The sequence below is a fragment of the Allosphingosinicella sp. genome, from assembly GCF_036387615.1.
GTDB lineage: Bacteria > Pseudomonadota > Alphaproteobacteria > Sphingomonadales > Sphingomonadaceae > Allosphingosinicella.
The window spans coordinates 57,342-79,651 of record NZ_DASVTH010000061.1 but is presented as its reverse complement, the minus strand read 5'-3'; the positions used below and the strand labels follow the sequence as shown (position 1 = coordinate 79,651).

At 65.6% G+C, this 22,310-nt stretch carries 23 protein-coding genes; 6 read left to right on the top strand and 17 right to left on the bottom strand.

What is annotated here, in order from left to right:
• Positions 1 to 15 precede the first annotated feature (15 nt).
• Complete coding sequence (locus VF631_RS13550) at positions 16 to 912, top strand: alpha/beta fold hydrolase (RefSeq protein WP_431850847.1); 897 nt, start codon at positions 16 to 18, stop codon at positions 910 to 912.
• Between the two features lie 74 nt (positions 913 to 986).
• Here VF631_RS13550 and nadB read toward each other — a convergent pair whose 3' ends face one another.
• Both nadB and VF631_RS13540 read right to left on the bottom strand, forming a co-directional pair.
• Positions 987 to 2,579, bottom strand: a complete 1,593-nt coding sequence (gene nadB / locus VF631_RS13545) for an L-aspartate oxidase (RefSeq protein ID WP_431850846.1) — start codon at positions 2,577 to 2,579, stop codon at positions 987 to 989.
• Positions 2,572 to 3,501, bottom strand: a complete 930-nt coding sequence (locus tag VF631_RS13540; protein WP_431850845.1) for an ABC transporter ATP-binding protein — start codon at positions 3,499 to 3,501, stop codon at positions 2,572 to 2,574. The genes nadB and VF631_RS13540 overlap by 8 nt, the downstream gene beginning before the upstream one ends.
• Positions 3,502 to 3,726: 225 nt before the next feature.
• Between VF631_RS13540 and VF631_RS13535 the strand changes: the two genes are divergently transcribed.
• From VF631_RS13535 to VF631_RS13520, 4 genes are all read left to right on the top strand, one after another.
• Positions 3,727 to 3,936 (top strand): zinc-finger domain-containing protein, encoded by a 210-nt coding sequence (locus VF631_RS13535; protein WP_431850844.1) that lies wholly within the window; start codon positions 3,727 to 3,729, stop codon positions 3,934 to 3,936.
• A 145-nt stretch (positions 3,937 to 4,081) separates the two neighbouring features.
• Positions 4,082 to 5,512: a metalloprotease TldD gene (gene tldD / locus VF631_RS13530; RefSeq protein ID WP_431850843.1), complete on the top strand. Its 1,431-nt coding sequence runs from the start codon at positions 4,082 to 4,084 to the stop codon at positions 5,510 to 5,512.
• On the top strand, positions 5,509 to 6,051 hold the full coding sequence (locus VF631_RS13525) for a DUF924 family protein (RefSeq protein ID WP_431850842.1): 543 nt from the start codon (positions 5,509 to 5,511) through the stop codon (positions 6,049 to 6,051). The genes tldD and VF631_RS13525 overlap by 4 nt, the downstream gene beginning before the upstream one ends.
• Positions 6,051 to 6,257 (top strand): DUF2007 domain-containing protein, encoded by a 207-nt coding sequence (locus VF631_RS13520; RefSeq protein WP_431850841.1) that lies wholly within the window; start codon positions 6,051 to 6,053, stop codon positions 6,255 to 6,257. Before VF631_RS13525 ends, VF631_RS13520 begins: the two co-directional genes overlap by 1 nt.
• A gap of 8 nt (positions 6,258 to 6,265) precedes the next feature.
• Here the strand turns inward: VF631_RS13520 and VF631_RS13515 are convergent, their stop codons facing one another.
• Entirely contained in the window at positions 6,266 to 6,658 is a 393-nt protein-coding gene (locus VF631_RS13515; RefSeq protein ID WP_431850840.1) for a TIGR01244 family sulfur transferase, read from the bottom strand.
• Positions 6,659 to 6,663: 5 nt separating this feature from the next.
• On the bottom strand, positions 6,664 to 8,427 hold the full coding sequence (gene recQ, locus VF631_RS13510) for a DNA helicase RecQ (protein WP_431850839.1): 1,764 nt from the start codon (positions 8,425 to 8,427) through the stop codon (positions 6,664 to 6,666).
• 109 nt (positions 8,428 to 8,536) lie between these two features.
• On the opposite strand from recQ, the gene VF631_RS13505 reads away from it, so the two are divergent.
• Entirely contained in the window at positions 8,537 to 9,211 is a 675-nt protein-coding gene (locus VF631_RS13505; protein WP_431850838.1) for a hypothetical protein, read from the top strand.
• 21 nt (positions 9,212 to 9,232) lie between these two features.
• Here the strand turns inward: VF631_RS13505 and lpdA are convergent, their stop codons facing one another.
• The 13 genes from lpdA to VF631_RS13440 all read right to left on the bottom strand — a co-directional run bounded on the left by lpdA (position 9,233) and on the right by VF631_RS13440 (position 22,270).
• On the bottom strand, positions 9,233 to 10,630 hold the full coding sequence (lpdA, locus tag VF631_RS13500; protein ID WP_431850837.1) for a dihydrolipoyl dehydrogenase: 1,398 nt from the start codon (positions 10,628 to 10,630) through the stop codon (positions 9,233 to 9,235).
• Positions 10,623 to 10,991 (bottom strand): DUF5615 family PIN-like protein, encoded by a 369-nt coding sequence (locus tag VF631_RS13495; RefSeq protein ID WP_431850836.1) that lies wholly within the window; start codon positions 10,989 to 10,991, stop codon positions 10,623 to 10,625. Before VF631_RS13495 ends, lpdA begins: the two co-directional genes overlap by 8 nt.
• A complete protein-coding gene (locus VF631_RS13490) occupies positions 10,988 to 11,230 on the bottom strand; it encodes a DUF433 domain-containing protein (protein ID WP_431850835.1) in 243 nt (80 codons plus the stop codon). Before VF631_RS13490 ends, VF631_RS13495 begins: the two co-directional genes overlap by 4 nt.
• Positions 11,227 to 12,462 carry a 2-oxoglutarate dehydrogenase complex dihydrolipoyllysine-residue succinyltransferase gene (gene odhB, locus VF631_RS13485; protein ID WP_431850834.1) on the bottom strand — a complete coding sequence of 412 codons (1,236 nt, stop codon included), beginning with the start codon at positions 12,460 to 12,462 and terminating at the stop codon, positions 11,227 to 11,229. The genes VF631_RS13490 and odhB overlap by 4 nt, the downstream gene beginning before the upstream one ends.
• A gap of 15 nt (positions 12,463 to 12,477) precedes the next feature.
• On the bottom strand, positions 12,478 to 15,309 hold the full coding sequence (locus VF631_RS13480) for a 2-oxoglutarate dehydrogenase E1 component (protein ID WP_431850833.1): 2,832 nt from the start codon (positions 15,307 to 15,309) through the stop codon (positions 12,478 to 12,480).
• An 84-nt stretch (positions 15,310 to 15,393) separates the two neighbouring features.
• Positions 15,394 to 16,278 (bottom strand): succinate--CoA ligase subunit alpha, encoded by an 885-nt coding sequence (gene sucD, locus VF631_RS13475; protein WP_431850832.1) that lies wholly within the window; start codon positions 16,276 to 16,278, stop codon positions 15,394 to 15,396.
• The gene (locus VF631_RS13470; protein WP_431850831.1) at positions 16,275 to 16,952 is read right to left on the bottom strand and encodes a hypothetical protein; all 678 of its coding nucleotides are present in this window, start codon (positions 16,950 to 16,952) and stop codon (positions 16,275 to 16,277) included. The genes sucD and VF631_RS13470 overlap by 4 nt, the downstream gene beginning before the upstream one ends.
• Positions 16,949 to 17,911, bottom strand: coding sequence for a malate dehydrogenase (gene mdh, locus VF631_RS13465; RefSeq protein WP_431850830.1), 963 nt, complete (start codon positions 17,909 to 17,911; stop codon positions 16,949 to 16,951). Before mdh ends, VF631_RS13470 begins: the two co-directional genes overlap by 4 nt.
• Before the next feature lie 102 nt (positions 17,912 to 18,013).
• Positions 18,014 to 19,135 (bottom strand): cell division protein ZapE, encoded by a 1,122-nt coding sequence (zapE, locus tag VF631_RS13460; protein ID WP_431850829.1) that lies wholly within the window; start codon positions 19,133 to 19,135, stop codon positions 18,014 to 18,016.
• Complete coding sequence (locus VF631_RS13455) at positions 19,132 to 19,581, bottom strand: PaaI family thioesterase (RefSeq protein ID WP_431850828.1); 450 nt, start codon at positions 19,579 to 19,581, stop codon at positions 19,132 to 19,134. The genes zapE and VF631_RS13455 overlap by 4 nt, the downstream gene beginning before the upstream one ends.
• A gap of 29 nt (positions 19,582 to 19,610) precedes the next feature.
• Positions 19,611 to 20,393 (bottom strand): succinate dehydrogenase iron-sulfur subunit, encoded by a 783-nt coding sequence (locus tag VF631_RS13450; RefSeq protein WP_431850827.1) that lies wholly within the window; start codon positions 20,391 to 20,393, stop codon positions 19,611 to 19,613.
• Positions 20,394 to 20,442: 49 nt separating this feature from the next.
• A complete protein-coding gene (locus VF631_RS13445) occupies positions 20,443 to 21,267 on the bottom strand; it encodes an NTP transferase domain-containing protein (RefSeq protein WP_431850826.1) in 825 nt (274 codons plus the stop codon).
• Positions 21,257 to 22,270 carry a D-alanine--D-alanine ligase family protein gene (locus VF631_RS13440; RefSeq protein ID WP_431850825.1) on the bottom strand — a complete coding sequence of 338 codons (1,014 nt, stop codon included), beginning with the start codon at positions 22,268 to 22,270 and terminating at the stop codon, positions 21,257 to 21,259. The genes VF631_RS13445 and VF631_RS13440 overlap by 11 nt, the downstream gene beginning before the upstream one ends.
• Between the last annotated feature and the right edge of the window lie 40 nt (positions 22,271 to 22,310).

Genomic DNA, 22,310 nt, shown 5'->3' with positions numbered 1-22,310 from the left:
AGCTAACGATCAGCAATGTTGAAACCACTTCTTCTTGCCGGCGCAACGGCGGCTCTGGTCGGCGGCTTGGCGTCATTGTCCTCGCCAGTCCCGGCCGGCGCGATCGCGCCCGCCTTGGCGGTGAAAGCCGCGCCCGCCTTCAAGCCGACCCGCTTTTCCGTCGAGGTTCGCGGCAGCGGCCCGGACGTGATCCTCCTCCCTGGCCTCGCCTCCTCGCGTGATGTCTGGGACGGCACGGTCGCGGCGGTGCCTGGCTATCGCTATCACCTCGTCCAGGTCGCAGGCTTTGCGGGCGCGCCGGTCCGCGGCAATGCGCAGGGCCGGGTGGTGAGCGGCGTCGCCGACGAGCTAGCCCGCTACATCGCCGCTAGGAGGCTAAAGCGCCCCGCCCTAATCGGCCATTCGATGGGCGGCACCGTCGCTTTGATGGCCGCATCGCGCCATCCGGCGCAGGTCGGCAGGGTGATGGTGGTCGACATGACTCCGCAGCCGGCCGGCTTCGTCGGCTCCACTGCGTCCGGCGTGCGCGGTCTTGCCAACGCCCTCCAGGGGCTGACCGCGACGCCGGATGGGCGCCGCATGGTCGAGTCTGTCATGGAGATGTTCGGCGGGCCCCAGCCGGCCGACCGGCGCAGCGACGCCGACGTGGTCGCCCGCGCCACTCACGAGCTTGCGGTGACTGACCTCAGCGGCGAACTTTCCCGCATCAGGGCGCCGCTTACCGTGATCTACGCGATCCCGAACCCTGATCAGCGCGCCTATGTGCAGGGCAATTACGAAGCCGCCTACCGCGCCAAGCGCGATGCCAAGCTGGTCCGCGTGGACGGCAGCGGGCACATGATCATGTTCGATCAGCCGACGAAGTTCAGGGCCGCGGTGAAGGCGTTCTTGAGTTCGTCACTCCCGACTTGATCCCGGGCGATGTTTAGGCTGGGCACGCAAAGAAGGTGGATGCCGGATCAAGTCCCGGCATGACGAAGTGAACTCTACGGCGAAAGCACAGTGTCCACCGCTTCCGGCAGCATGTCCGGATGATCCAGCGTATAGTGCAGCCCCCGGCTTTCCTTTCTGGCAAGCGCGGACCTGACGATCAGGCCCGACACCTCGACCAGATTACGAAGCTCGACCAGGTCCGGCGTGATCCGGAAATGTCCGTAATAATCCTCCGTCTCCTGCCGGAGCAGGTTCACCCGGTTCAAGGCGCGTTCCAGCCGCTTGGTGGTGCGGACGATGCCGACATAGTCCCACATGAAGCGGCGGATCTCGCGCCAATTGTGGTGCACGACCACTTCCTCGTCGGAATGCGTGACCCGGCTTTCGTCCCATGGCCGGATCGCCGGCGACCGCTCGAGGTCGCCCCAGCCGCCATTGATGTCCTCGGCGGCGGCAAGGCCGAAGACCAGGCATTCGAGCACCGAATTGGATGCAAGCCGGTTCGCGCCGTGCAGGCCGGACTGGGTGACCTCTCCCGCGGCGTAGAGCCCTTCGAGATCTGTCCGCGCGGCAAGATCCACGACTACGCCGCCGCAGGTATAATGGGCGGCCGGGACGACCGGGATCGGCTCGCGGGTGATGTCGATGCCGATGTCCGGTTCCGCGAGGCGCGCGGCAATGGTCGGAAAATGCGCTCGGATGAAATCCGGGTCGCGGTGGCTGATGTCGAGATGGACATGATCGAGGCCCAGCCGCTTCAGTTCATGATCGATCGCGCGGGCGACGATGTCGCGGGGCGCGAGTTCGGCGCGGCCGTCAAAGTCAGGCATGAAGCGATGGCCCGATCCGGGAATCCGGAGCCGCCCGCCTTCACCGCGCATGGCTTCCGTGATCAGGAAGTTCTTGACCTCGGGATTGTACAGGCAGGTCGGGTGGAACTGGTTGAATTCCATGTTCGACACGCGGCAGCCTGCCCGCCAGGCCATGGCGATTCCGTCGCCCGTGCTCCCGCGTGGGTTGGTCGAGTAAAGCCACGCCCTGCTGGCGCCGCCCGTCGCAAGAATGGTCGAACGTCCGGCGTAGGTGTCGACGCGGCCCGACTCGCGATCGACCGCATAGACGCCCCAGACCCGCTCGCGCCCATTGCCGCCCACGACGTGACGGCCGGTCACCAGATCGATCGCGACCTTGTTCGGAACCAGGCTGATGTTCGACCGAGTGGCGGCCGCTTTCTCCAGCGCCTGCTGCACCGCCCAGCCTGTCGCGTCGTGGACATGGACGATGCGACGGTGGCTGTGGCCGCCTTCGCGTGTGAGGTGCCAGCGATCCGATTCGCCGGGATTGAAAGGTACGCCGAGCGCCGAGAGCCGCTCGATAGCGGCGGGCGCGTTCTCGACGACGAATTCGACTGCCTTGCGGTCGTTCAGCCCCGCCCCGGCCAAGATGGTGTCCTCGATATGCCGCTCGAACGAGTCGCCCGGCTCCAGGACGGCCGCGATGCCGCCTTGGGCCCAGGCCGTCGATCCGGCCGAAAGCGCGCCTTTGGCCAGCACCGCGATCCGCAGGTGCGGCGCGAGACTCAGAGCTGCGCTGAGCCCTGCCGCCCCGGAACCGACGATGACGACGTCATAAACGTGCTCACCCATTCGCGTCGGATGCCCGGGTGAGATTCAGGAAGACATCCTCCAGGTCCGCCTCGCGCGTCGAGACGTCGACGATACCGAGCCCGCTGCGGCCCAGCGCGGCGAGCACCTCGCCCGCATTGACCCGATCCTTGCGGTAGGTGATCGCAAGCGTACGCTCGCCGACGCGTTCGATCTTGTCGAAGCAGGGCGCGTCCGGCACCTGGTCCAGGTCGCGGTCGACTGTGACCTCCACCGCCTTTTCCTGCGCCATGCCGACCAAGGTCCGTGTCGTCTCGTTCGCGATCAATCGGCCGCGGTTGATGATGGCGATTCGATCGCAGAGTTCCTCCGCTTCTTCGAGATAGTGGGTGGTCAGGACGATGGTGACGCCGTCCCGGTTGAGTTCGCGAACATAGCTCCACAATTGCTGGCGAAGCTCGATGTCGACCCCGGCGGTGGGCTCGTCCAGCACCAGGATGGGCGGCGAATGCACCATCGCCTTGGCAACCAGCAGGCGCCGCTTCATCCCGCCGGACAGAGTGCGCGAATAAGCGTCCGCCTTGTCCTCCAGCCGAACGGCGCGGAGCAGTTCGGCGGTTCGCCGGGACGCCTTGGGTACGCCATACAGTCCAGCCTGCTGGTCGAGCGTCTCTGCGGGCGTGAAGAAAGGATCGAACAATATCTCCTGCGGCACGATCCCGATCGAGGCCTTTGCGTTTCGAGGATGTTCCTCGATGTCGAAACCCCAGATCGTCACCTTGCCGCCGCTCTTGTTCACCATGCCAGACAGGATGTTGATGATCGTGGATTTGCCCGCGCCATTAGGGCCCAGCAGCCCGAAAATCTCGCCGCGCGGCACTTCCAGGCTGATCCCCTCGAGGGCGCGCTTGCCGCCGGAATAGGTCTTGTGGAGATCGCGGATCGAAATAGCGGCGTCAGTCATCGTCGGCGCATAGCCGCTCGTGCCCGTCCCGGCAAAACACGCGCGGCTTACACCGCCCGGCGAGTAAGATTGCGGTCACGCTTTGCGGTTAGTCGGCGAGTTCGGCCGGCGAGGTGTGGCGGGCTTTGTCACGCGTCAGGCGATCGGCGCCGCGTAACCGCGCCGGTCGCCACTGCAAGAATGCGGTGATTGTGCCGACGCCTGCGCGTTGCTAGTCGCTCCCGCATGACGAGCGAAGATCCTTTCACGCCCGAGATCAGCTTTGTGAAAACGCCCCGGGTCGCCTGCGACGGCGCCACCGAAATCAGCCCGGCGCTCGGCCATCCGCGCGTCTACATGCAGATTGACGAGAAAGGCTTCGTCGACTGCGGCTATTGCGACAAGCGCTTCATCTTGGCCGGCAGCCCGATGGATCAGGGGCAGAGCGAGGCTTAGGCGTCCCTCGCCCTCGTCATGCCGGACTTGATCCGGCATCCACCTCCTTCTTCTCGCCCCTAAAAAGATGAACCCCGGATCAAGTCCGGGGTGACGAGTTGGTGCGGGGGTGACGAACGGTGGGGCCCGGTCCTATATCCGCCCCATGACCCTCTCCGCCGACCCCCGCCGCTTCCTCTACCGCGCCGACGCGCTGGACCCGGACTCCGCCAAGCGCCTTACCGCGGAGGCCCTTGCGTCCTGCGACGATGGCGAACTCTACCTGCAATATACCGCCTCGGAATCCTTCGCGTTCGATGACGGGCGTCTCAAGACGGCTGACTTCAACACCCAGGCGGGGTTCGGCCTGCGCGGCGTCTCCGGCGAGACCACCGCCTTTGCCCACGCCAACGATATCAGCGAAGCCGCGATCCGGCGCGCGGCCGAGACGATGAGCGTGCTCGATCCCGCCAGGGGGGCGCGGGCCGCTCCGCCGCGGCGGACAAACGCCACGCTTTACACCGATTCCGATCCGCTCTCGGCCATCCCGTTTGCCCGCAAGGTGGCGCTGTGCCAGCAGATCGACGCGGCCGCCCGCGCTCGCGACCCGCGCGTCGCCCAGGTTTCGGTCTCGCTCGCCGGATCGTGGAGCGTGATCGAGATTGTCCGCCCGGACGGGTTCGTCGCGCACGATGTACGCCCGCTCGTCCGCCTCAACGTCTCGATCATCGCCGAGCAGAATGGCCGGCGCGAGGCGGGCTTCCACGGCCTTGGCGGTCGCTACCTGTACGACAACATGTTTGAGCCCGCGGTGTGGAACCGAGCGATTGATCTCGCGCTGGACATGGCGCTGGTGAACCTCGAGTCGGTCGCCGCGCCTGCGGGCGAGATGACGGTCGTGCTCGGCAATGGCTGGCCGGGCGTGCTCCTTCACGAGGCGATCGGCCACGGCCTTGAGGGCGACTTCAACCGCAAGGGCACCTCCGCTTTTTCCGGCCGCATCGGCGAGCGGGTGGCCGCTCCTGGCGTCACGGTGGTCGACGACGGATCGCTGGGTGAGCGCCGCGGCTCTCTCTCGATCGACGATGAAGGCACGCCGACCCAGTGCAACACCCTGATCCAGGATGGCGTCCTGGTCGGCTACATCCAGGATCGCCTCAACGCGCGCCTGATGGGCGTCGAGCCGACCGGCAACGGCCGCCGCGAAAGCTTCGCCCACGCGCCGATGCCGCGCATGACCAACACCTTCATGCTAGCGGGCAAGGATGATCCGCGCGAGATCCTCTCCCGCGTCACGAACGGCATCTACGCCAAGAGCTTCGGCGGCGGGCAGGTCGACATCACCAGCGGCAAATTCGTGTTCAGCTGCACCGAGGCCTACAAGATCGAGAATGGCAGGCTCGCGGCGCCGATCAAGGGCGCGACCCTGATCGGCGATGGTCCGACCGTGCTGACCAAGGTCGCCGCGATCGGCAACGATATGGAACTGGACGAAGGCATCGGCGTGTGCGGCAAGGGCGGGCAATCGGTGCCCGCGGGCGTCGGCCAGCCGACCTTGCTGGTGGAGGGACTGACTGTTGGCGGCACCGCCGCATGATTTCGGAGCCCTGTGTCGACGAGATCCTGAGCTTCTGGTTCGGGCTGGGCAAGGACAGGTGGTTCAAGGCCGATCCTGATCTCGACGCGCAGGTACGCGAGCGCTTTCAAAAGCTCTGGGAGACGCAGCAGGGCTCTCCCACCTCGGCCTTCCTTGGCTCGCCGCGCGAGGCACTGGCGGCCGTGGTGCTGTTCGACCAGTTCCCGCGCAACATGTTCCGCGGCCATGCCGACCAGTTCGCGACGGATCATCTCGGGCTCGCGGTTGCCAGGGAAGCGATCGCGCTCGGCTATGACGACAAATTGTCCGAAGCCGAGCGCGGCATCCTCTACATGCCCTTTCAGCATAGCGAGGATCTGGACGACCAGCAGCGCTCGGTCGCGCTCTTCAGCAGCCTGGAGGACAAGTACCAGCTCGAATTCGCCCGCAAGCACCGTGACGTCATCGAGCGCTTCGGCCGTTTCCCGCACCGCAACGCGATCCTCGGCCGCAGCCCGCGCGCGGACGAATTGGCCGCTGGCGACGTGGTGCCCTGGTAGTGGCGTTGGTGGAGCTCGCCCGCTTCTACAATCCGTTCGAAGCCAGCGTGGTCCGCTCCGCGCTGGAGGCGGACGGGATCGACGCGGTGTTGTTTGACACGGAGATGAACTGGGGCGGTCTGGACGGTGTGGTCCCGGTGCGCCTGATGGTTGACGAGGACGATCTTGGAGCAGCCCGGCGCGTGATGGCGAGCGCCTCTGAGTGAGCTCCCGACTAGAGGAACCGCGCGATCGGGGTGAGATCGTAGCCCGCCGCTGCCGCCTTGCGCATCAGCTCCTCGCCATCCGCGCCTCGCCGTGCCTCGGCCAGCGCCCATAAGTAAGTCGAGCGCGTGCCAGAGCGGCAAAAGGCGAGCAGCGGGCCCTCCGCTTCGGCCAACGCGTTCGCCATCTCCTCCACCAGCGCCGGGCTGAGCCCGCCGGCCATGGGGATGTGCTGGTAACTCAGTCCCGCCGCTTGCGCTGCTACCGCCATCTCGGCCGTACTTGGCTGGTCCGGTTCTTCGTCGTCCGGCCGATTGTTGACGATCGCGGTCACGCCCGCGGCCTTGATGCCGGGCAAATCCTCCGGCCTGATCTGTCCCGCCACGAAGACGTGCTCGTCCACCTGCTTCACGCGAACCCTCTCACGACATCCACGAAAGCCTGGCCATAGCGCTCCAGCTTGGCGGCGCCCACGCCGGAGACGCGGCCGAGCGCGGTCATGCTCTGCGGCTTGAGTTCGGCCATCTCGCGCAGCGTACTGTCGTGGAACACGACGTAGGGCGGCACACCGGCCTGCTTGGCGAGATCGCGGCGGCAGGCGCGCAGGGCGTCAAACAACGGATCGCCGTCCGGGTTTGCGTCGCGATCACGCCGGGCCTTGCGCTGGCGCTTGGGCGGGAGGACGAGTTCGAGCTTCTCCTCGCCCTTAAGCAACGCTTTCGCACCCGGACCGAACGAAAGTCCGCCATATTCGTCTGCGCGCAAGGCATCGCGCGCCATCAGCGCCCGCGCCACTGGGCGGATCAATGCAAGCTCGTCCGCATTCGCGATGCCGAACACGGACAGGCGATGGTGGCCGAAGCTGCGCACCTTCTCGCTGTCATTGCCCGCCAGCACTTCGGTCAAGTGCGTGATCCCGAACCGCATCTCGGTCCGGAACGCCGCCGAGAGCAATTTCCGCGCCGCCTCCGTCGCATCGATCGTCCCCGGCGGGGCGATGCAATTGTCGCAATTGCCGCAGCCTTGCGCCGGCTCCTCGCCGAAGTGGCGGAGCAGCAGCGCGCGGCGGCAGCTCGGCGTCTCGACCAGGGCCGCGAGCGCGTTCAACCGGTGGCGTTCGCCCGCCCGGCGATCCTCCGGCACCTCCGTCTCGATCCGCCGCCGTGCCCGGGAGAAATCGTCCGCGCCCCACAACAGATGCGCCTCCGCCGGATCGCCGTCGCGCCCCGCGCGGCCGGTCTCCTGATAATAAGCCTCGATCGATTTGGGCAGGCCGGCATGGGCGACGAAGCGGACGTCCGGCTTGTCGATGCCCATGCCGAACGCGATCGTCGCCACCATCACCATGTCCTCGGACGCGACGAACGCCGCCTGGTTGCGGGCGCGGACGCTTGCGTCCAGCCCGGCATGGTAGGGCAGCACGCGGCGCCCGGCGCCGCCCAGCTGCTCGGCGAGCTTCTCGGTCGCCGCTCGGCTGGTCGCGTAGACGATCCCCGGTCCAGGCTGCTCCGCGAGCAGCGACTTGAGCTGCGCGCCGACGCCTTCCCGCGCACGGACATGGTAGCGGATGTTCGGCCGGTCGAAGCCGGCGAGAATGAGGCCATCCTCCGGGATTCCGAGCTGGACCAGGATGTCGGCGCGGGTCTGCTTGTCGGCCGTGGCGGTCAGAGCGAGGCGCGGCACGTCCGGAAAGCGATCCAGCAACGGCCGGAGCAGCCGGTAATCAGGACGAAAATCGTGCCCCCATTCCGACACGCAATGCGCCTCGTCGATCGCGACCAGCGCCAGCGGCACGGAGCTCAGGAGGTTGCGGAAGCCCTCTCCCGAAGCCCGCTCGGGAGCCACGTAGATCAGGTCGAGATCACCGCCCCGGAGCCGCGCGACCGTCTCCTCGCGATTGTCGTCGGCAGAGGTGAGCGCGGCGGCGCGAATGCCAAAGCCCGAAGCCGACCGGATCTGATCGTGCATCAACGCGATCAGCGGCGAGATCACGAGCGCGGTTCCCGGCCGGGCGAGCGCCGGCACCTGATAGCAAAGCGACTTGCCCGCCCCGGTCGGCATGACCGCGAGCGTATGCTGCCCAGCCATGACGCGAGCGACCACAGCCTCCTGCCGACCCCGAAACGAGGGGAAGCCGAAAGTGGACTTGAGGATCGACAGCGGGTCGGACATCGTGAACGCCTAGCCGCCCGTCGCCGGCTAAGTCGAGGGGAGCCGCGGTAACCTGATCGTGAGACTGATCGCCTATTGCCGGCGGATCGTCTGCAAGAGGCTTAGCGATATGTTCGGGAGTTTGCGCCGGTTGGTAAGCGGCGAGAAATATCGGATGGCCTGCCTATTTGAGCGCGATCCGCCTCGCGCGTCCCAGCTCTGGCGCCGCTGGCCCGAGCTGTTCCCGACGCTGGACGCATTGGTGGCGGTGCTCCCTGAGCGCTGCTTCCTGCTCTCCAGGCAATATGATCCCGTGGTGGCCAGGAAGGACGACCAAGCTGGCGAGGTCACCCGCTTTCGCAAGCTGAACTGGACTGAGGCGAACAACCGGCGGTGGGTCGACGATCTGGCGGCGCGTCCCGGCTTCCAGCTCTCGGTGACCGAGGCATGGTCGCCTTGGCGCAAGGACCTTGAGGACCGTCGCGGCGGCCCACATTTCTACCTCAAGCTGGACGCCGCGGACGAAAGCCCTTCCCCAGCCCCGGAACTCGATTGGCAAAGCCTTACCGTCGCCATCCGCGACGACATTCTCGAGCAAACCAAGCATCTGGTGCAAGCAGCACTAGACCGTGCCGGCGCCATGATGGCGGTGCCCGAGTTGCTCGTCTTCGACCGAACCTGGGCCGAGCGAGGGAAGTATACGAGCTTCGTGCGGGTGAATGGGATCGAGGACAGCCATCCCCGCATGATCGAGGATTGGTGTCGCAGCCATCCCCGAGCTCAGCACGCTCGCTTCGACGCCTAGCGCCTCCGCCGTCTCACCCGATCAGATATGGATCGGCTTGCCGGTCACCGCCATTGCCGCTTCCTTCATCGCTTCCGAATGCGTTGGGTGCGCGTGGCAGGTGTAGGCGATGTCCTCGCTGGTTGCGCCGAACTCCATCGCCTGCGCGGCCTGCGCGATCATCGTGCCAGCAAGACTGGAGATGATGTGGACGCCCAGCACGCGATCGGTCTTTGCGTCGGCCAAAATCTTGACGAACCCGTCCGTGTCGCGGTTGGTTTTGGCGCGGCTGTTGCCGGCGAACGGGAACTTGCCCGCCTTGTACGCGATGCCCGCGGCTTCGAGTTCCTCCTCGGTCTTGCCGACCGACGCGATCTCCGGATGGGTATAAACGACGCCGGGGATCACCTCGTGATTGATGATGCCGGTCAGCCCGGCGATGTTCTCGGCGACCGCGATGCCCTCGTCCTCGGCCTTGTGGGCAAGCATCGGGCCGGGGGTGACATCGCCGATCGCCCACACGCCCGGCACCTTCGTCCGGAAGCTGTGATCGACCTCGATCATGCCGCGATCGTTGACCTGCACGCCGACGCGCTCGAGCGCGAGGCCCTCGGTATTGGGCCGACGGCCGATCGCCACCAGCACGACGTCCGCCTCGATCGTCTCGGCCGCGCCGCCCTGGGCCGGCTCGATCGTGACGGTCGCGCCGGCGCCGCTGCGATCGACTTTGGTGACCTTGGTCGAGGTGCGGATCTCGAAGCCCTGCTTCTTGAAGATCTTGGTGGCGTCGGCGCGCACTTCGCGGTCCATGCCGGGCAGGATCTGGTCGAGATATTCTACCACCGTCACCTTAGCGCCGAGCCGCTTCCAAACGGAGCCGAGCTCAAGCCCGATCACGCCGCCGCCGATCACCACCAGGTGACCCGGAACCTTCGGCAGCGCGAGCGCACCGGTAGAATCGATCACCACCTCGTTGTCGATATCGGCACCCGGAAGCGGAGTGACCGACGAGCCGGTGGCGATCACGATGTTCTTGGCGGTGACCGCCTTGCCCGCGACGTCAAGCGTGTTCGGCCCGGTGAACGCCGCGTGGCCCTTCAGCCACTCGACCTTGTTCTTCTTGAACAAGAACGCGATGCCGCCCGTCAGCTCCTTGACCGCCTTGGCCTTCTCGCCGTGCATCACGTCGAGGTCGAGCGTCACCCCGGCCATGTTGACGCCGAACTTGGCGAGCGATCCATTGCTGGCCTCCGCATAAAGCTCCGAGGCGTGCAGCAGCGCCTTGGAGGGGATGCAGCCGACGTTTAGGCAGGTCCCGCCGAGCGTCTCCCGGCTCTCCACGCAAGCCGTCTTGAGGCCCAGCTGCGCCGCCCGGATCGCCGCCACATAGCCGCCCGGCCCAGCGCCAATCACGATCACGTCAAAGTCGAATTCAGGCATTCTTGTTCTCTCGAGGCAGGGGACGATAGCGGGTGTCATCCGGGCGGATGACGCTCATGTGGTCATCGAACCGGCCGGAGTCGAGGGTTTCGAGAACTCGGCCGACCATACTGGGCAGCTGTTCAGGCTCGCAGCGGATATATAGCATCGAAGGCGGCGCGGGCTTGCCGAACGCGTATACGAGGTCGGTGAAGTCGCTATCCTGAGTGACCACGATCCGCTGCTCGGCGACGGCGAATTCCAGAAGCCGTTCATCGCCCCACTTGGGATAGTCGAGGGCGGCTCTGACTACATCATGCCCACGTTCGACCAAAGCGCGCGCAAAACTGGTGCCGATGTGCACATCGAGCAGGAACTTCAAGCCGCTTGCGCCTGCCCAATCGCAACATACTCTTCGTCACGCATCATCTCGGCGGCAAAGGCAGCTGCCGCGCGAAGGTGCTCTGGTAAGATGCCCGGATACTCTTCCGCCATCTGCTCATACGTCCAACCGGCCGCCATGAGTTTCAGGACGAATTCGACCTTGAAGCGCGTGCCGCGAAAAATCGGCTTGCCGCGACCGATTTCCGGGTCCGAATGGATATGCTCGCGCCAGTTCATAGGTCGATCAGCAGCCTCGTCGGATCCTCTATAGCTTCTTTCATCCGGACCAGGAAGGTGACCGCCTCGCGCCCGTCGATTAGGCGGTGATCGTAGGAGAGCGCCAGGTACATCATCGGGCGGGCGACGATCTGGCCGTCCTTGACCACCGGCCGCTCCTCGATGCGATGCATGCCGAGCACGGCCGATTGCGGCGGGTTGATGATCGGCGTCGACAGCAGCGATCCGAACACGCCGCCGTTGGAGATGGTGAAGGTGCCGCCGCGCATCTCGTCCATCTTGAGCGTGCCGTCCTTGGCGCGGCGCCCGAAGTCGCCGATCGTCTTCTCGATCTCGGCGAAGCTCATCCGATCGGCATTGCGGATCACGGGGACGACGAGGCCGTTCGGCGCGCTGACCGCGACGGAGACGTCGAGATAATCGTGGTAGACGATCTCGTCGCCTTCAATCGAGGCATTGACCGCAGGCACGTCGCGCGCGGCGAGCGCGGCGGCCTTCACGAAGAAACCGGTGAAGCCGAGCCGGATGCCGTGCTTCTTCTCGAACAGGTCCTTGTAGCGCGCGCGCGCGTCGATCACCGCGCTCATGTCGACATCGTTGAAGGTGGTGAGGATCGCGGCGGTATTCTGCGCTTCCTTGAGCCGGCTGGCGATCGTCTGCCGCAGCCGGGTCATACGCACGCGCTCTTCGCGGCGCTCCGGCCCAGCGGAACCGCCCTGTGCTCCTGCGGAGGCAGGAGCCCGGCTCTGAGCCGGATCCTGGGCTCCTGCCTTCGCAGGAGCACTTGAGGGCTGCGCCTTGGCCGCGGCGGCGAGCACATCCTCCTTGGTGACGAGGCCGTGCTTGCCCGTTCCTTCGATCTTCGATGGATCGAGACCGCGCTCGATCACCGCGCGGCGCGCCGAGGGTGAGAGCGCCGGATCATCCTCGACAGCCTGCTCCTGAGTTGCGGCGGGAGCCGGCATGGCCTCGGCGGGTTGCGCAACAGCACCCGCCCCATTCTCGATCCGCGCAATCAGCGCCCCCACGGCCACCGTGGTGCCTTCGCTCACCACCTGATCGCCCATCGTGCCCGCCACGGGCGAAGGCACCTCGACCGCAACCTTGTCGGTTTCCAGGCTGGCGATCGGCTCGTCCGCCTTGACCGGGTCGCCGGGCTTCTTGAGCCACTGGCCAAGGGTCGCTTCCGCGATCGATTCGCCGAGCGTCGGCACCACAACGTCAGTCGACATGATCTTCCCTTGCCATCAGCTCGCCGCCTTGCCGGCCTTGCGCACGGCATCGGCGGCCATTTCCTTAGCGCCTTCGATCCGGTGCCCGAGCGCTGCCGCGATCAGCGATGCCTGCTCCGCCACATGCCGCTTGGCAAGCCCGGTCGCGGGCGAGGCGGAAGAGGGGCGCCCGGCGTAGATCGGGCGCGTCGGCCGAACGCCGGCAACGGCGAGGCACTGCTCAACGAACGGCTCCACGAAGGTCCAGTAGCCGTTGTTGCGCGGCTCTTCCTGCGCCCAGATCACTTCCTCGAGGTTGGTCATGCGCTGGAGGCGCCTGACGAGCGGCTCGGACGGGAAGGGATAAAGCTGCTCGATCCGTACAATCGTGGTGCTGCTGTCCCCAGCTTTGTCGCGCGCTTCGATGAGGTCGTAGGCGACCTTGCCCGAGCAGAGCACCAGCCGCCGGACATCCTCGTCCCGCGGCTGGGCGGGATCGGAGAGGATGCGCTTGAAGTGACTGTCGCCGGTGAAATCGGCGGCAACGGACGTCGCCAGCTTGTGTCGAAGCAGCGACTTGGGCGCCATCAGCACCAGCGGCTTGCGGAATTCGCGCAGCATCTGCCGCCGCAGAAGGTGGAAATAGTTGGCTGGCGTCGTGCAATTGGCGACCTGGATATTGTCCTCGCCGCAAAGCTGCAGGAAGCGCTCGGGCCGCGCCGAGCTATGCTCCGGACCCTGCCCTTCATAGCCGTGGGGCAGCAGCATGACGAGCCCACTGGCGCGCAGCCATTTGGCCTCGCCGGCAGCGATGAACTGGTCAATGATCGTCTGCGCGCCGTTCATGAAGTCGCCGAACTGCGCTTCCCACAGCACCAAAGTGCGCGGATCGGCGATCGAATAGCCATACTCGAAGCCGAGCACGCCGAATTCGCTGAGCGGCGAATCGCGCACCTCAAACCGCCCGCCCTCGATCCCGCACAGCGGGATATACTTGTGGCCGTCGGTCTGGTCGACCCAGACCGCGTGACGATGGCTGAACGTGCCGCGGCCGCTGTCCTGCCCGGACAGGCGCACGCCGAACCCGTCCTGCAGCAGCGATCCGAACGCGAGCGCCTCTGCGGTGGCCCAGTCGAACCCGGTTCCGCTGGCGAACATCTCGCGCTTGGCGTCGAGAATGCGGAGCAGTGTCTTGTGCGGAGTGAGGTCGGCCGGAACCGCCGTGAGCGCCTCCCCGAGGTCGCGCATTCGGTCAGGGGCCAGCGCAGTCTGGACATTGCGACGCTCGGTTTCCGGAGTACCCGGTCTACCAAGGCCCGCCCAGCGGCCCTCAAACCAGTCCGCCTTATTGGGCAGATAGGCTTTGGCGGCCTCGAACTCGCCTTCGAGCAGCGCTGTGAACTGGCTCACCATGCCGTCGAGGCCGGCCTGATCGATGACCTCCTCCTCGATCAGCCGCTTGCCGTAGAGCGCGCTGACCGGCGGATGCTGGCGGATCGCGGCGTACATGAGCGGCTGCGTGAAGCTCGGCTCGTCGCCCTCATTGTGACCGAACCGGCGATAGCACCACATGTCGATCACGATGTCGCGATTGAAGCACTGCCGATATTCGATCGCGACCTTGCACGCGAAGGTGACCGCTTCGGGATCGTCGCCATTGACGTGAAAGATCGGCGACTGGACCGATTTCGCGATGTCCGAAGGATAGGGCGAAGACCGGCCGAACTGCGGCGAAGTCGTGAAACCGACCTGATTGTTGATCACGAAGTGCAGCGTTCCGCCGGTGCCGTAGCCCGGCAGGCCGGAAAAGCCGAAGCATTCGGCGACGATGCCCTGGCCTGCAAATGCCGCGTCGCCGTGCAGCAGCACGGGAAGGACTTGATCACCCTCCGGATCGCCCCGCAGCGTCTGTACCGCGCGCGCCTTGCCGAGGACGACCGGATCGACCGCTTCGAGATGGCTCGGGTTCGGCACCAGCGAGAGGTGGACCTTGACGCCGTCGAACTCGCGGTCGCTCGACGTACCGAGGTGATATTTGACGTCGCCCGATCCGCCGACATCCTCCGGATTGGCCGAGCCGCCCGCAAACTCGTTGAAGATCACGCGGTAAGGCTTGCCCATCACGTTGGAGAGCACGTTGAGCCGCCCGCGATGGGCCATGCCGAGCACGATCTCGCGCACGCCCTGCTGGCCGCCATATTTGATGACACTCTCGAGCGCCGGCACCATCGATTCGCCGCCGTCGAGACCGAACCGCTTCGTGCCGACATATTTGCGCGCGAGGAACTTCTCCCATTCCTCGGCTTCGATCACCTTCGTGAGGATGGCCAGCTTGCCCTCGGGCGTGAAGCTGATCGCGGCGTCCTTGCCTTCCATCCGTTCCTGGAGGAAGCGGCGCTCCTCCAGGTCGTTGATGTGCATATATTCAAGGCCGATCTTGCCGCAGTAATTGCGGCGCAGAACGGCCACCAACTCTCGAACCGTCGCGGTCTCAAACCCCATGACGCCGCCGAGATAGACCGGGCGGTCGAGCGCGGCTCCAGTGAAACCGTGAAACTCGGGCGTGAGGTCGGCCGGCAGTTCGCGCTTGGCGAGGCCGAGCGGATCGAGATCCGCAGCGAGATGTCCGCGCACGCGATAGGTGCGGATCAGCATCATCGCGCGGATGGAATCGTCCGCCGCCTGCTTGATCTCCGCGTCCGACTTGCCGGCGCCGGCCGCGCTTTCCTTGACCTTGGCCGCGACTTTCTCGACTGTCATGCGGGTCGGGTCGAGGCCGGCGTTCAGATCGTCCAGATCGCTAAGCGGCCAATTGTCGCGCGCCCAACTCGGGCCCTGCTCCTGTTCGATCTCGCCCAAGCTGTCCATGTTACCCTTCCGTGCTCCTGCGCAAGCAGGAGCCCAGTGACCACGCTGATGCTAGGCTCCTGCCTTCGCAGGAGCAATGTCAGGTCAACCCTTAAGCAGCGCTGAAAGTGTCGTCCCCAATTCAGATGGGCTCGGAGAAACTCGGATTCCAGCCCGCTCCATGGCTTCGATCTTATCGTCGGCGCCGCCTTTGCCTCCGCTCACGATCGCGCCTGCATGGCCCATGCGGCGTCCCGGAGGCGCGGTGCGGCCCGCGATGAAGCCGACCATCGGCTTGGAACGGCCGCGCTTGGCCTCGTCGGCGATGAACTGCGCCGCATCCTCCTCGGCCGCGCCGCCGATCTCCCCGATCATGATAATCGACTTGGTCTCGTCATCGGCCAGGAACAACTCCAGCACGTCGATGAAGTTGGTCCCGTTCACCGGATCGCCGCCGATGCCGACCGCAGTCGTCTGGCCCAGCCCGGCGTTCGAGGTTTGGAACACCGCTTCGTAAGTCAGCGTGCCCGATCGACTGACAACGCCGACCGAGCCTTTCCTGAAGATGTTGCCCGGCATGATCCCGATCTTGCATTCGCCCGGAGTCAGCACGCCCGGGCAGTTCGGCCCGATCAGCCGGGACTTAGACCCCGCCAGCGCGCGCTTGACCTTGACCATGTCGAGCACCGGAATGCCTTCCGTGATCGTTACGATCAACGGCACCCCGGCATCGATCGCCTCCAGGATCGAATCCGCGGCGAAGGGCGGCGGCACATAGACGACGCTTGCATCGGCACCGGTCTTCTCGACCGCTTCGGCAACGGTGTCGAACACCGGCAATCCAATATGCGTCTGCCCGCCTTTGCCGGGCGTGACGCCACCGACCATCTTGGTCCCGTAAGCGAGCGCCTGCTGCGTATGAAAGGTGCCGGTCTCACCGGTCATGCCCTGGGTAATGACGCGCGTGCTGGCGTTGACGAGGATGCTCAACGTTTTCCCTTCTTCATAACCTGCGCCGACAGGTGAACGGGCTGCGGCCCGCCGCGCACCGAGGGCGCAGTGAAGTTTATGCGAACGATCGGGTTTGTACCGGCGACTTGCCAGAAGCCGTCAGCGAATGATTTTTTAGAAACAAGCTTCCCGGGAGTTCCGAACGCAGCGGTGAGAGCAGCCGCTAACGCCTGCGCAGCGGCGAGGTCAGTGAGCATGACGACCAGGTTGCATTGCGTTCCATCCGCTCGAAACGGCCCGTAGGGGCCGGTTGTCGTAGAGCCCCGGCTCGGCATCGCGATCGGGCGACCCTTCAGATTCGCGTCGTCGCCTGTCCAGACTGCCAGTTCAGCCGAAGGGCTCTTCCAGCGAGCCACTCGGGCCTCGCCCCGCTTGCCTTCAGCCGCGAAAAGGGCGTCATCGCTGACGAGAGCCAAAACTGAACCCGCGACACGCGTCCCCGCGGTGGCGGGATCAGAAAGGCAGAGGCGGCGGAACTCGGCCGACACCGCTACTGGCGCCAACGAGGTTGCAGTTAGCGCGGCGCCGAGGTCGGACGATCCACCGACGACCAAAGGGCGGCCGTCGTCCACGGTCAAGGTGACCGACTGAGCGAACGCCTCTTGCGCGGTCGCCATCAGGACGGCGGCAAGACCGATGCGTGTAGCGATCATGCGAGGCTCCCATCAATGGCTTTGCACGCCTCAAGCAGCTCCTTCACCGCGTCCACCGATACCGTGAAATTTGCCTGCGCCGCCTCGTCCAACTCGATCTCGACGATCCGCTCGACGCCGCCCGCGCCGATCACCACCGGCACGCCGACATAAAGATCGCTGATGCCGTACTGGCCAGTCAGGTTGGCGGCGGCGGGAAGGACGCGCTTCTTGTCCTTGAGAAAGCTCTCGGCCATTATGATCGCGCTCGTCGCCGGCGCGTAATAAGCCGAACCAGTCTTGAGCAAAGCCACGATCTCGCCGCCGCCGGAGCGGGTGCGCTGGACGATCGCGTCGATCTTCTCCTGCGTCGACCAGCCCATCTTGATGAGGTCGGGGATCGGGATGCCGGCCACGGTCGAGTACTGCACCACCGGCACCATCGTGTCGCCATGACCGCCGAGCACGAAGGCAGTGACATCCTCGACCGAGACCTTGAACTCCTCGGCCAGGAAATGACGGAAGCGCGCCGAATCCAGCACGCCGGCCATGCCGACCACCTTCTCGTGCGGCAGTCCGGAAAATTCGCGCAGCGCCCACACCATCGCATCGAGCGGATTGGTGATGCAGATGACGAAGCTGTCCGGAGCATGGGTCCGGATGCCTTCGCCGACGGCCTTCATCACCTTGAGATTGATCCCGATCAGGTCGTCGCGGCTCATGCCCGGCTTGCGCGCGACCCCGGCGGTGACGATGCACACATCCGCGCCGGCGATGTCGGCATAATCGTTCGAGCCCTTGAGCTCCGCATCATAGCCTTCGACCGGCCCCGCCTGGGCCAGGTCCAGCGCCTTGCCCTGCGGGACGCCCTCGACGACGTCGAAAAGGACGATGTCTCCAAGCTCGCGCAGCGCGGCAAGGTGGGCAAGCGTGCCGCCGATATTGCCGGCACCGATAAGCGCGATCTTTTTGCGAGCCATGACGGACTCTAACCCCTCGTGTTGAGCAGTGGCGAGGCTGCGGCGGCGCGCAGCCGTCAAGATGCGGCCCGCTTAGACCCGGAGGAGGTCACGGGCAACCGCTTAGGCGGCCAGCTGCTCGAGCCCATGGCCCGTGGCGAGATAGTCGCGCGACTGCATCTCCATCAGTCGTGAAGCCGTGCGCTCGAATTCGAAGGCGCCGGTCCCCTGCGTGTAGAGCTGGCCGGGCTCTGCGTCCGCAGCGGCCAGCAGCTTCACCTTGTGCTCGTACAGCGCATCGATCAGCGTCACGAAACGGGCGGCCTCGTTGCGGTTCTCCGGGCCGAGCTTCGGGATCCCGACCAGGATGACGGTATGGTAGCGCCGCGCGATAGCCAGATAATCCGGAGCGCCCCTGGCTTCGGCGCAAAGCCGCTTGAACGAGAACACGGCGACGCCCTTTAGGCTCTTGGGCACATGCAACGTGCGGCCGCCCTGAACCGGGATGGCCTCGTTCGGCACGTTGCCGCGATCCTCGACCGGATAGTCGGTGAGCCGGAAGAAGGCCTGGCTCAGCCGCAGCGTCGCTTCCGGTCCGTTCGGCACATGCCAAGTCGCCATGCCGCCGAGCCGCTCGAGTCGGTAATCGGTCGGCCCGTTCAGGCACACGACCTCCAGCCGTTGCTCGACGAGATCGATGAAGGGCAGGAAATGCTCGCGATTGAGCCCGTCCTTGTAGAGATCGCGCGGCGCCCGGTTGGAGGTGGTGACGACCGTGACGCCGCGGTCGAGCAGCTGCCCGAACAGCCGCGACAGGATCATCGCGTCGGCGCTGTTGTTGATCACCATCTCGTCAAAGGCGAGCAGGCAGGCTCCACTTGCGACTGCCTCGGCGACCGGTGGGATCGGATCGCCTTTCTCGCGCCCGCGCTCGATTCGAAGCCGCTCATGCACCTCCAGCATGAATTCGTGGAAATGGACGCGGCGCTTGGGCGAAACGTCGATCTCCTCGAAGGCCAGGTCCATCAGCATCGATTTGCCGCGCCCCACGCCGCCCCACATGTACACGCCCCGCACAGGCTCGGTCCGCCGCCGGGTGAAGCGCGACCACAGGCTCGGCTTGCCGCCCCGCTCCATGTCGCGCTCAAGCCGGTCGAGTTGCGTGACCGCGCGGCGCTGGTCTTCGTCGGGTTTGAGCTCACCCGCCGCGACCATCTGCTGGTAGCGCGAGAGCAGGCTGATCACCGCCGCTCGCCGCCCTTGCGCAGCGTGCCCGACCAGGAGGCGACAGTGCGCCCCTCCTGCTCGACCAGACCGCGCATGAAGGCGAGGCGGCCCGTCTCCCGGAGCAGCTCGACAGTGCAGTCGAGCGGTATGCGCAACTCGGCGGGGCTGATGAACTGGCAAGCCAGATCGAGCGTCACCGAATGCGAGATGTCCGAAATACCGGCGAGCTTGCCGCCCGCGAACAGCGCCATGTCGATAAAGGTCAGGATCGCGCCGCCATGAACCACATTCCCTAGGTTGCTCTGCAGCGTGCCGGGAAACATCCGGCAGCGCGCGCGCCCGGGACCGTCCGCCCGCACCAGCAACCTGCCGATGGTCGCGTTATACCGCTCCTCGCCGGAAACGTCCCACGTCCACCAGCCCGGATGCTCCGGGTCCGGCTGGTGGACGATAAGGGGGTGCATAGCTCGACCGGCTTACCGGGAACGAGCCTTCAGATCGCCCGCTCGACCAGCAGCTTCTTGGTCTCGGCGATCGCCTTGGCGGGGTTCAGGCCCTTCGGACACACGTTCGCGCAGTTCATGATCGTGTGGCAGCGATACAGGCGAAACGGGTCCTCGAGCTGGTCGAGCCGTTCGCCGGCGAATTCGTCACGGCTGTCGGCAAGCCAGCGATAGGCCTGGAGCAGGATGGCGGGGCCCAGGAACTTGTCCGAATTCCACCAATAGCTCGGGCAGGAGGAAGAGCAGCAGGCGCAAAGGATGCACTCGTACAACCCGTCGAGCTTCAGTCGGTCGACCGGCGATTGCAGCCGTTCCTTGCCGGACGGGGTGGGGGTTACCGTCTTCAGCCACGGCTCGATCGAGGCGTACTGCGCGTAGAAGTGGGTGAAGTCAGGCACCAGATCCTTCACCACATCCATGTGCGGCAGCGGCGTGATGCGGACGTCGCCCTTGTAATCCTCGATAGCAGTGGTGCAGGCGAGGCCGTTGCGGCCAGCGATGTTCATCGAGCAGGAGCCGCAAATCCCCTCGCGGCAGGAGCGTCGGAAGGTCAGCGTCGGGTCCTGCTCGCTCTTCATCTTGATGAGCGCGTCGAGGACCATCGGCCCGCATTCGTCGAGATTGATCTCGAAAGTGTCGTAGCGGGGGTTCTCCCCGCTGTCGGGATCGTAGCGGTAGATCTTGAACGTCTTGATCCGGCCGGGGCTGGTCGCCTTGAAGGTGCGGCCCTTGCCCTTGATCTTGCTGTTCTTCGGAAGCGCGAATTCGGCCATGGTCAGGTCCCCCCTAGCTCAAGCTGGATAACGGGAAGCGGGCCGCCGCTCAATGGCCGAGGGATCCGTTCCGCGCGAGGCGCTCTCTTAATATGATGTCGGCGATGATATATGTCCGGCGGTTGTCCACGTCCACCGCGTGACCGCCATCCTCCAGCACGACCGCCGCGATCCTGAGTCCGAAGCGGGCGGACAGCCGCTTCATAGCGCCAGCGAGGGACAGGAGTTTGAAGCGGAACAGGAGGATGTTGAACCAGCCGAAGGCGCTGACCAGCCTCGCCCGGTTCTTGGCGAACTGACCGCCCTCGCGGAAAGTCTCGGCCATCTTCAACCCCGCATGGCTGCCGATCGCGTACAGATTGCAGTTGGAATAAGCCTCGTCCGAGAATTCGTAGAAGCGGCGCTGCCCTTCGGGATGGGCGGCAAGGACGGCGGGCCGGCTCGCCATCGCGACAGCGACATCGGCTCCGTCTGCGACCGCCCCCAGCATGCGCTCAACCGCCGCCGGCGTCAGGTTCACATTATCTCCGGTAGTGAGGATCATCGGAGGATCAACGCCCTGCGCCGATGCATAGGCGCTGTCCGTTATCGTCGGGGCTGAGGCGACGAAGTCTACCGGAATGCCGAGCTCGCCCGATGCGCCACGCACGGCGCGAACCGCCGCAATCGCCTCCGGCTCGATGCAAATCCGGATCCGCTGGAGCCCGGGCACCGGCGTGAGCGCCTCGATCACCCATTCGATCAGCGGCCGATCGACGATCGTCACCAGGCATTTATGGGTGACCCCAGCCTCAGCGGCCAGCGGGTCAAGCTTCCCGTTCCTTTGCGCCGCCAGGATGATCGCCGTGAACGGCCGCCCCGCATCAGCCGGCACGAACATCCTCCGCGCGGACAAGTCCCTGGCGCACAAGGCTGTGGCACACGATGGTCTCGATGAGGTCGGGGTGGCTGAGCCCGGCCAGCGCCGCCGATTGGCCGATCACGCGTTTCGACCAGATGTTGGCCTGGAGGTTCACTTCGAGGAAGTGCACTTCGCCCGTGTCGCGGTTCACCCGGAATTCGAAGCGACCGTAATCGAAGGGCCAGAGCTCCGGGATCAGCTTGCGCGTGTAGGCGCGGAGTTCATCGGCAAGCGGTCCCTCAACCATCGGCACAAGCCGGGCCCCTGAATCCTCGAAGCCGCGCTTCTCGCCATAGGTGCGCAGCACGTCTGGATCGTGCTCGAAGGTCATGATCGGAAGGATCTCGGCTCCCTCCCGCCCGAACACCGGCAGCTCTACGTCGATGCCACGCAGAAAAGGCTCCACCAGCGCATCGTGGCCTTCATCATGAATGCGGTCGATCTCCGCCCGAAGCTCATCCCAAGAACGTGCGGCCGCTACGCCCCAGCTTGCCGAAGACGCGTTGGGCTTGGCGACGTAACGGTCCGCGCTCCAGGCCGTGATCGGCTCGATCGGTGCGCCGCGGCGGAAGATCTGCCAGTCGGCCGTCGGCACGCCGCGATAGCGTGCAGCCATCTTCATCAGGTGCTTGTCGTCCGCAAGGCCGCGCAGGATCGGCGAGGCGCCGAGGAACGGGATGCCGTGGCGGGTCGCCAGCAGCGGCGCCAGCATCTCCGAATTCAGGAACCCGCCGCGATTGAGCAACGAGAAGATGAAGTCGACCTCCGGCTTCTCGAACAGCTCCTCGAACTGGTTGCAGATCGTGAGATTGGCGAAGATGCCGCCGAGCACGCTGCCGATCTCGTGATGGTAGGTGGCATGGTTGCCGTCGATCTGGTGTCTGTCGCCCGAGCTCTTGGCGTGCTTGGCGATGAACATCACCCGCAGGTTGTTCTTCGCATTCTGGGGTATGCGAAGCGGGCGCAGGAGGGGCATGCAGTCTCCGATCGATTGAACCGGCGTGGTCGGGCGCTAC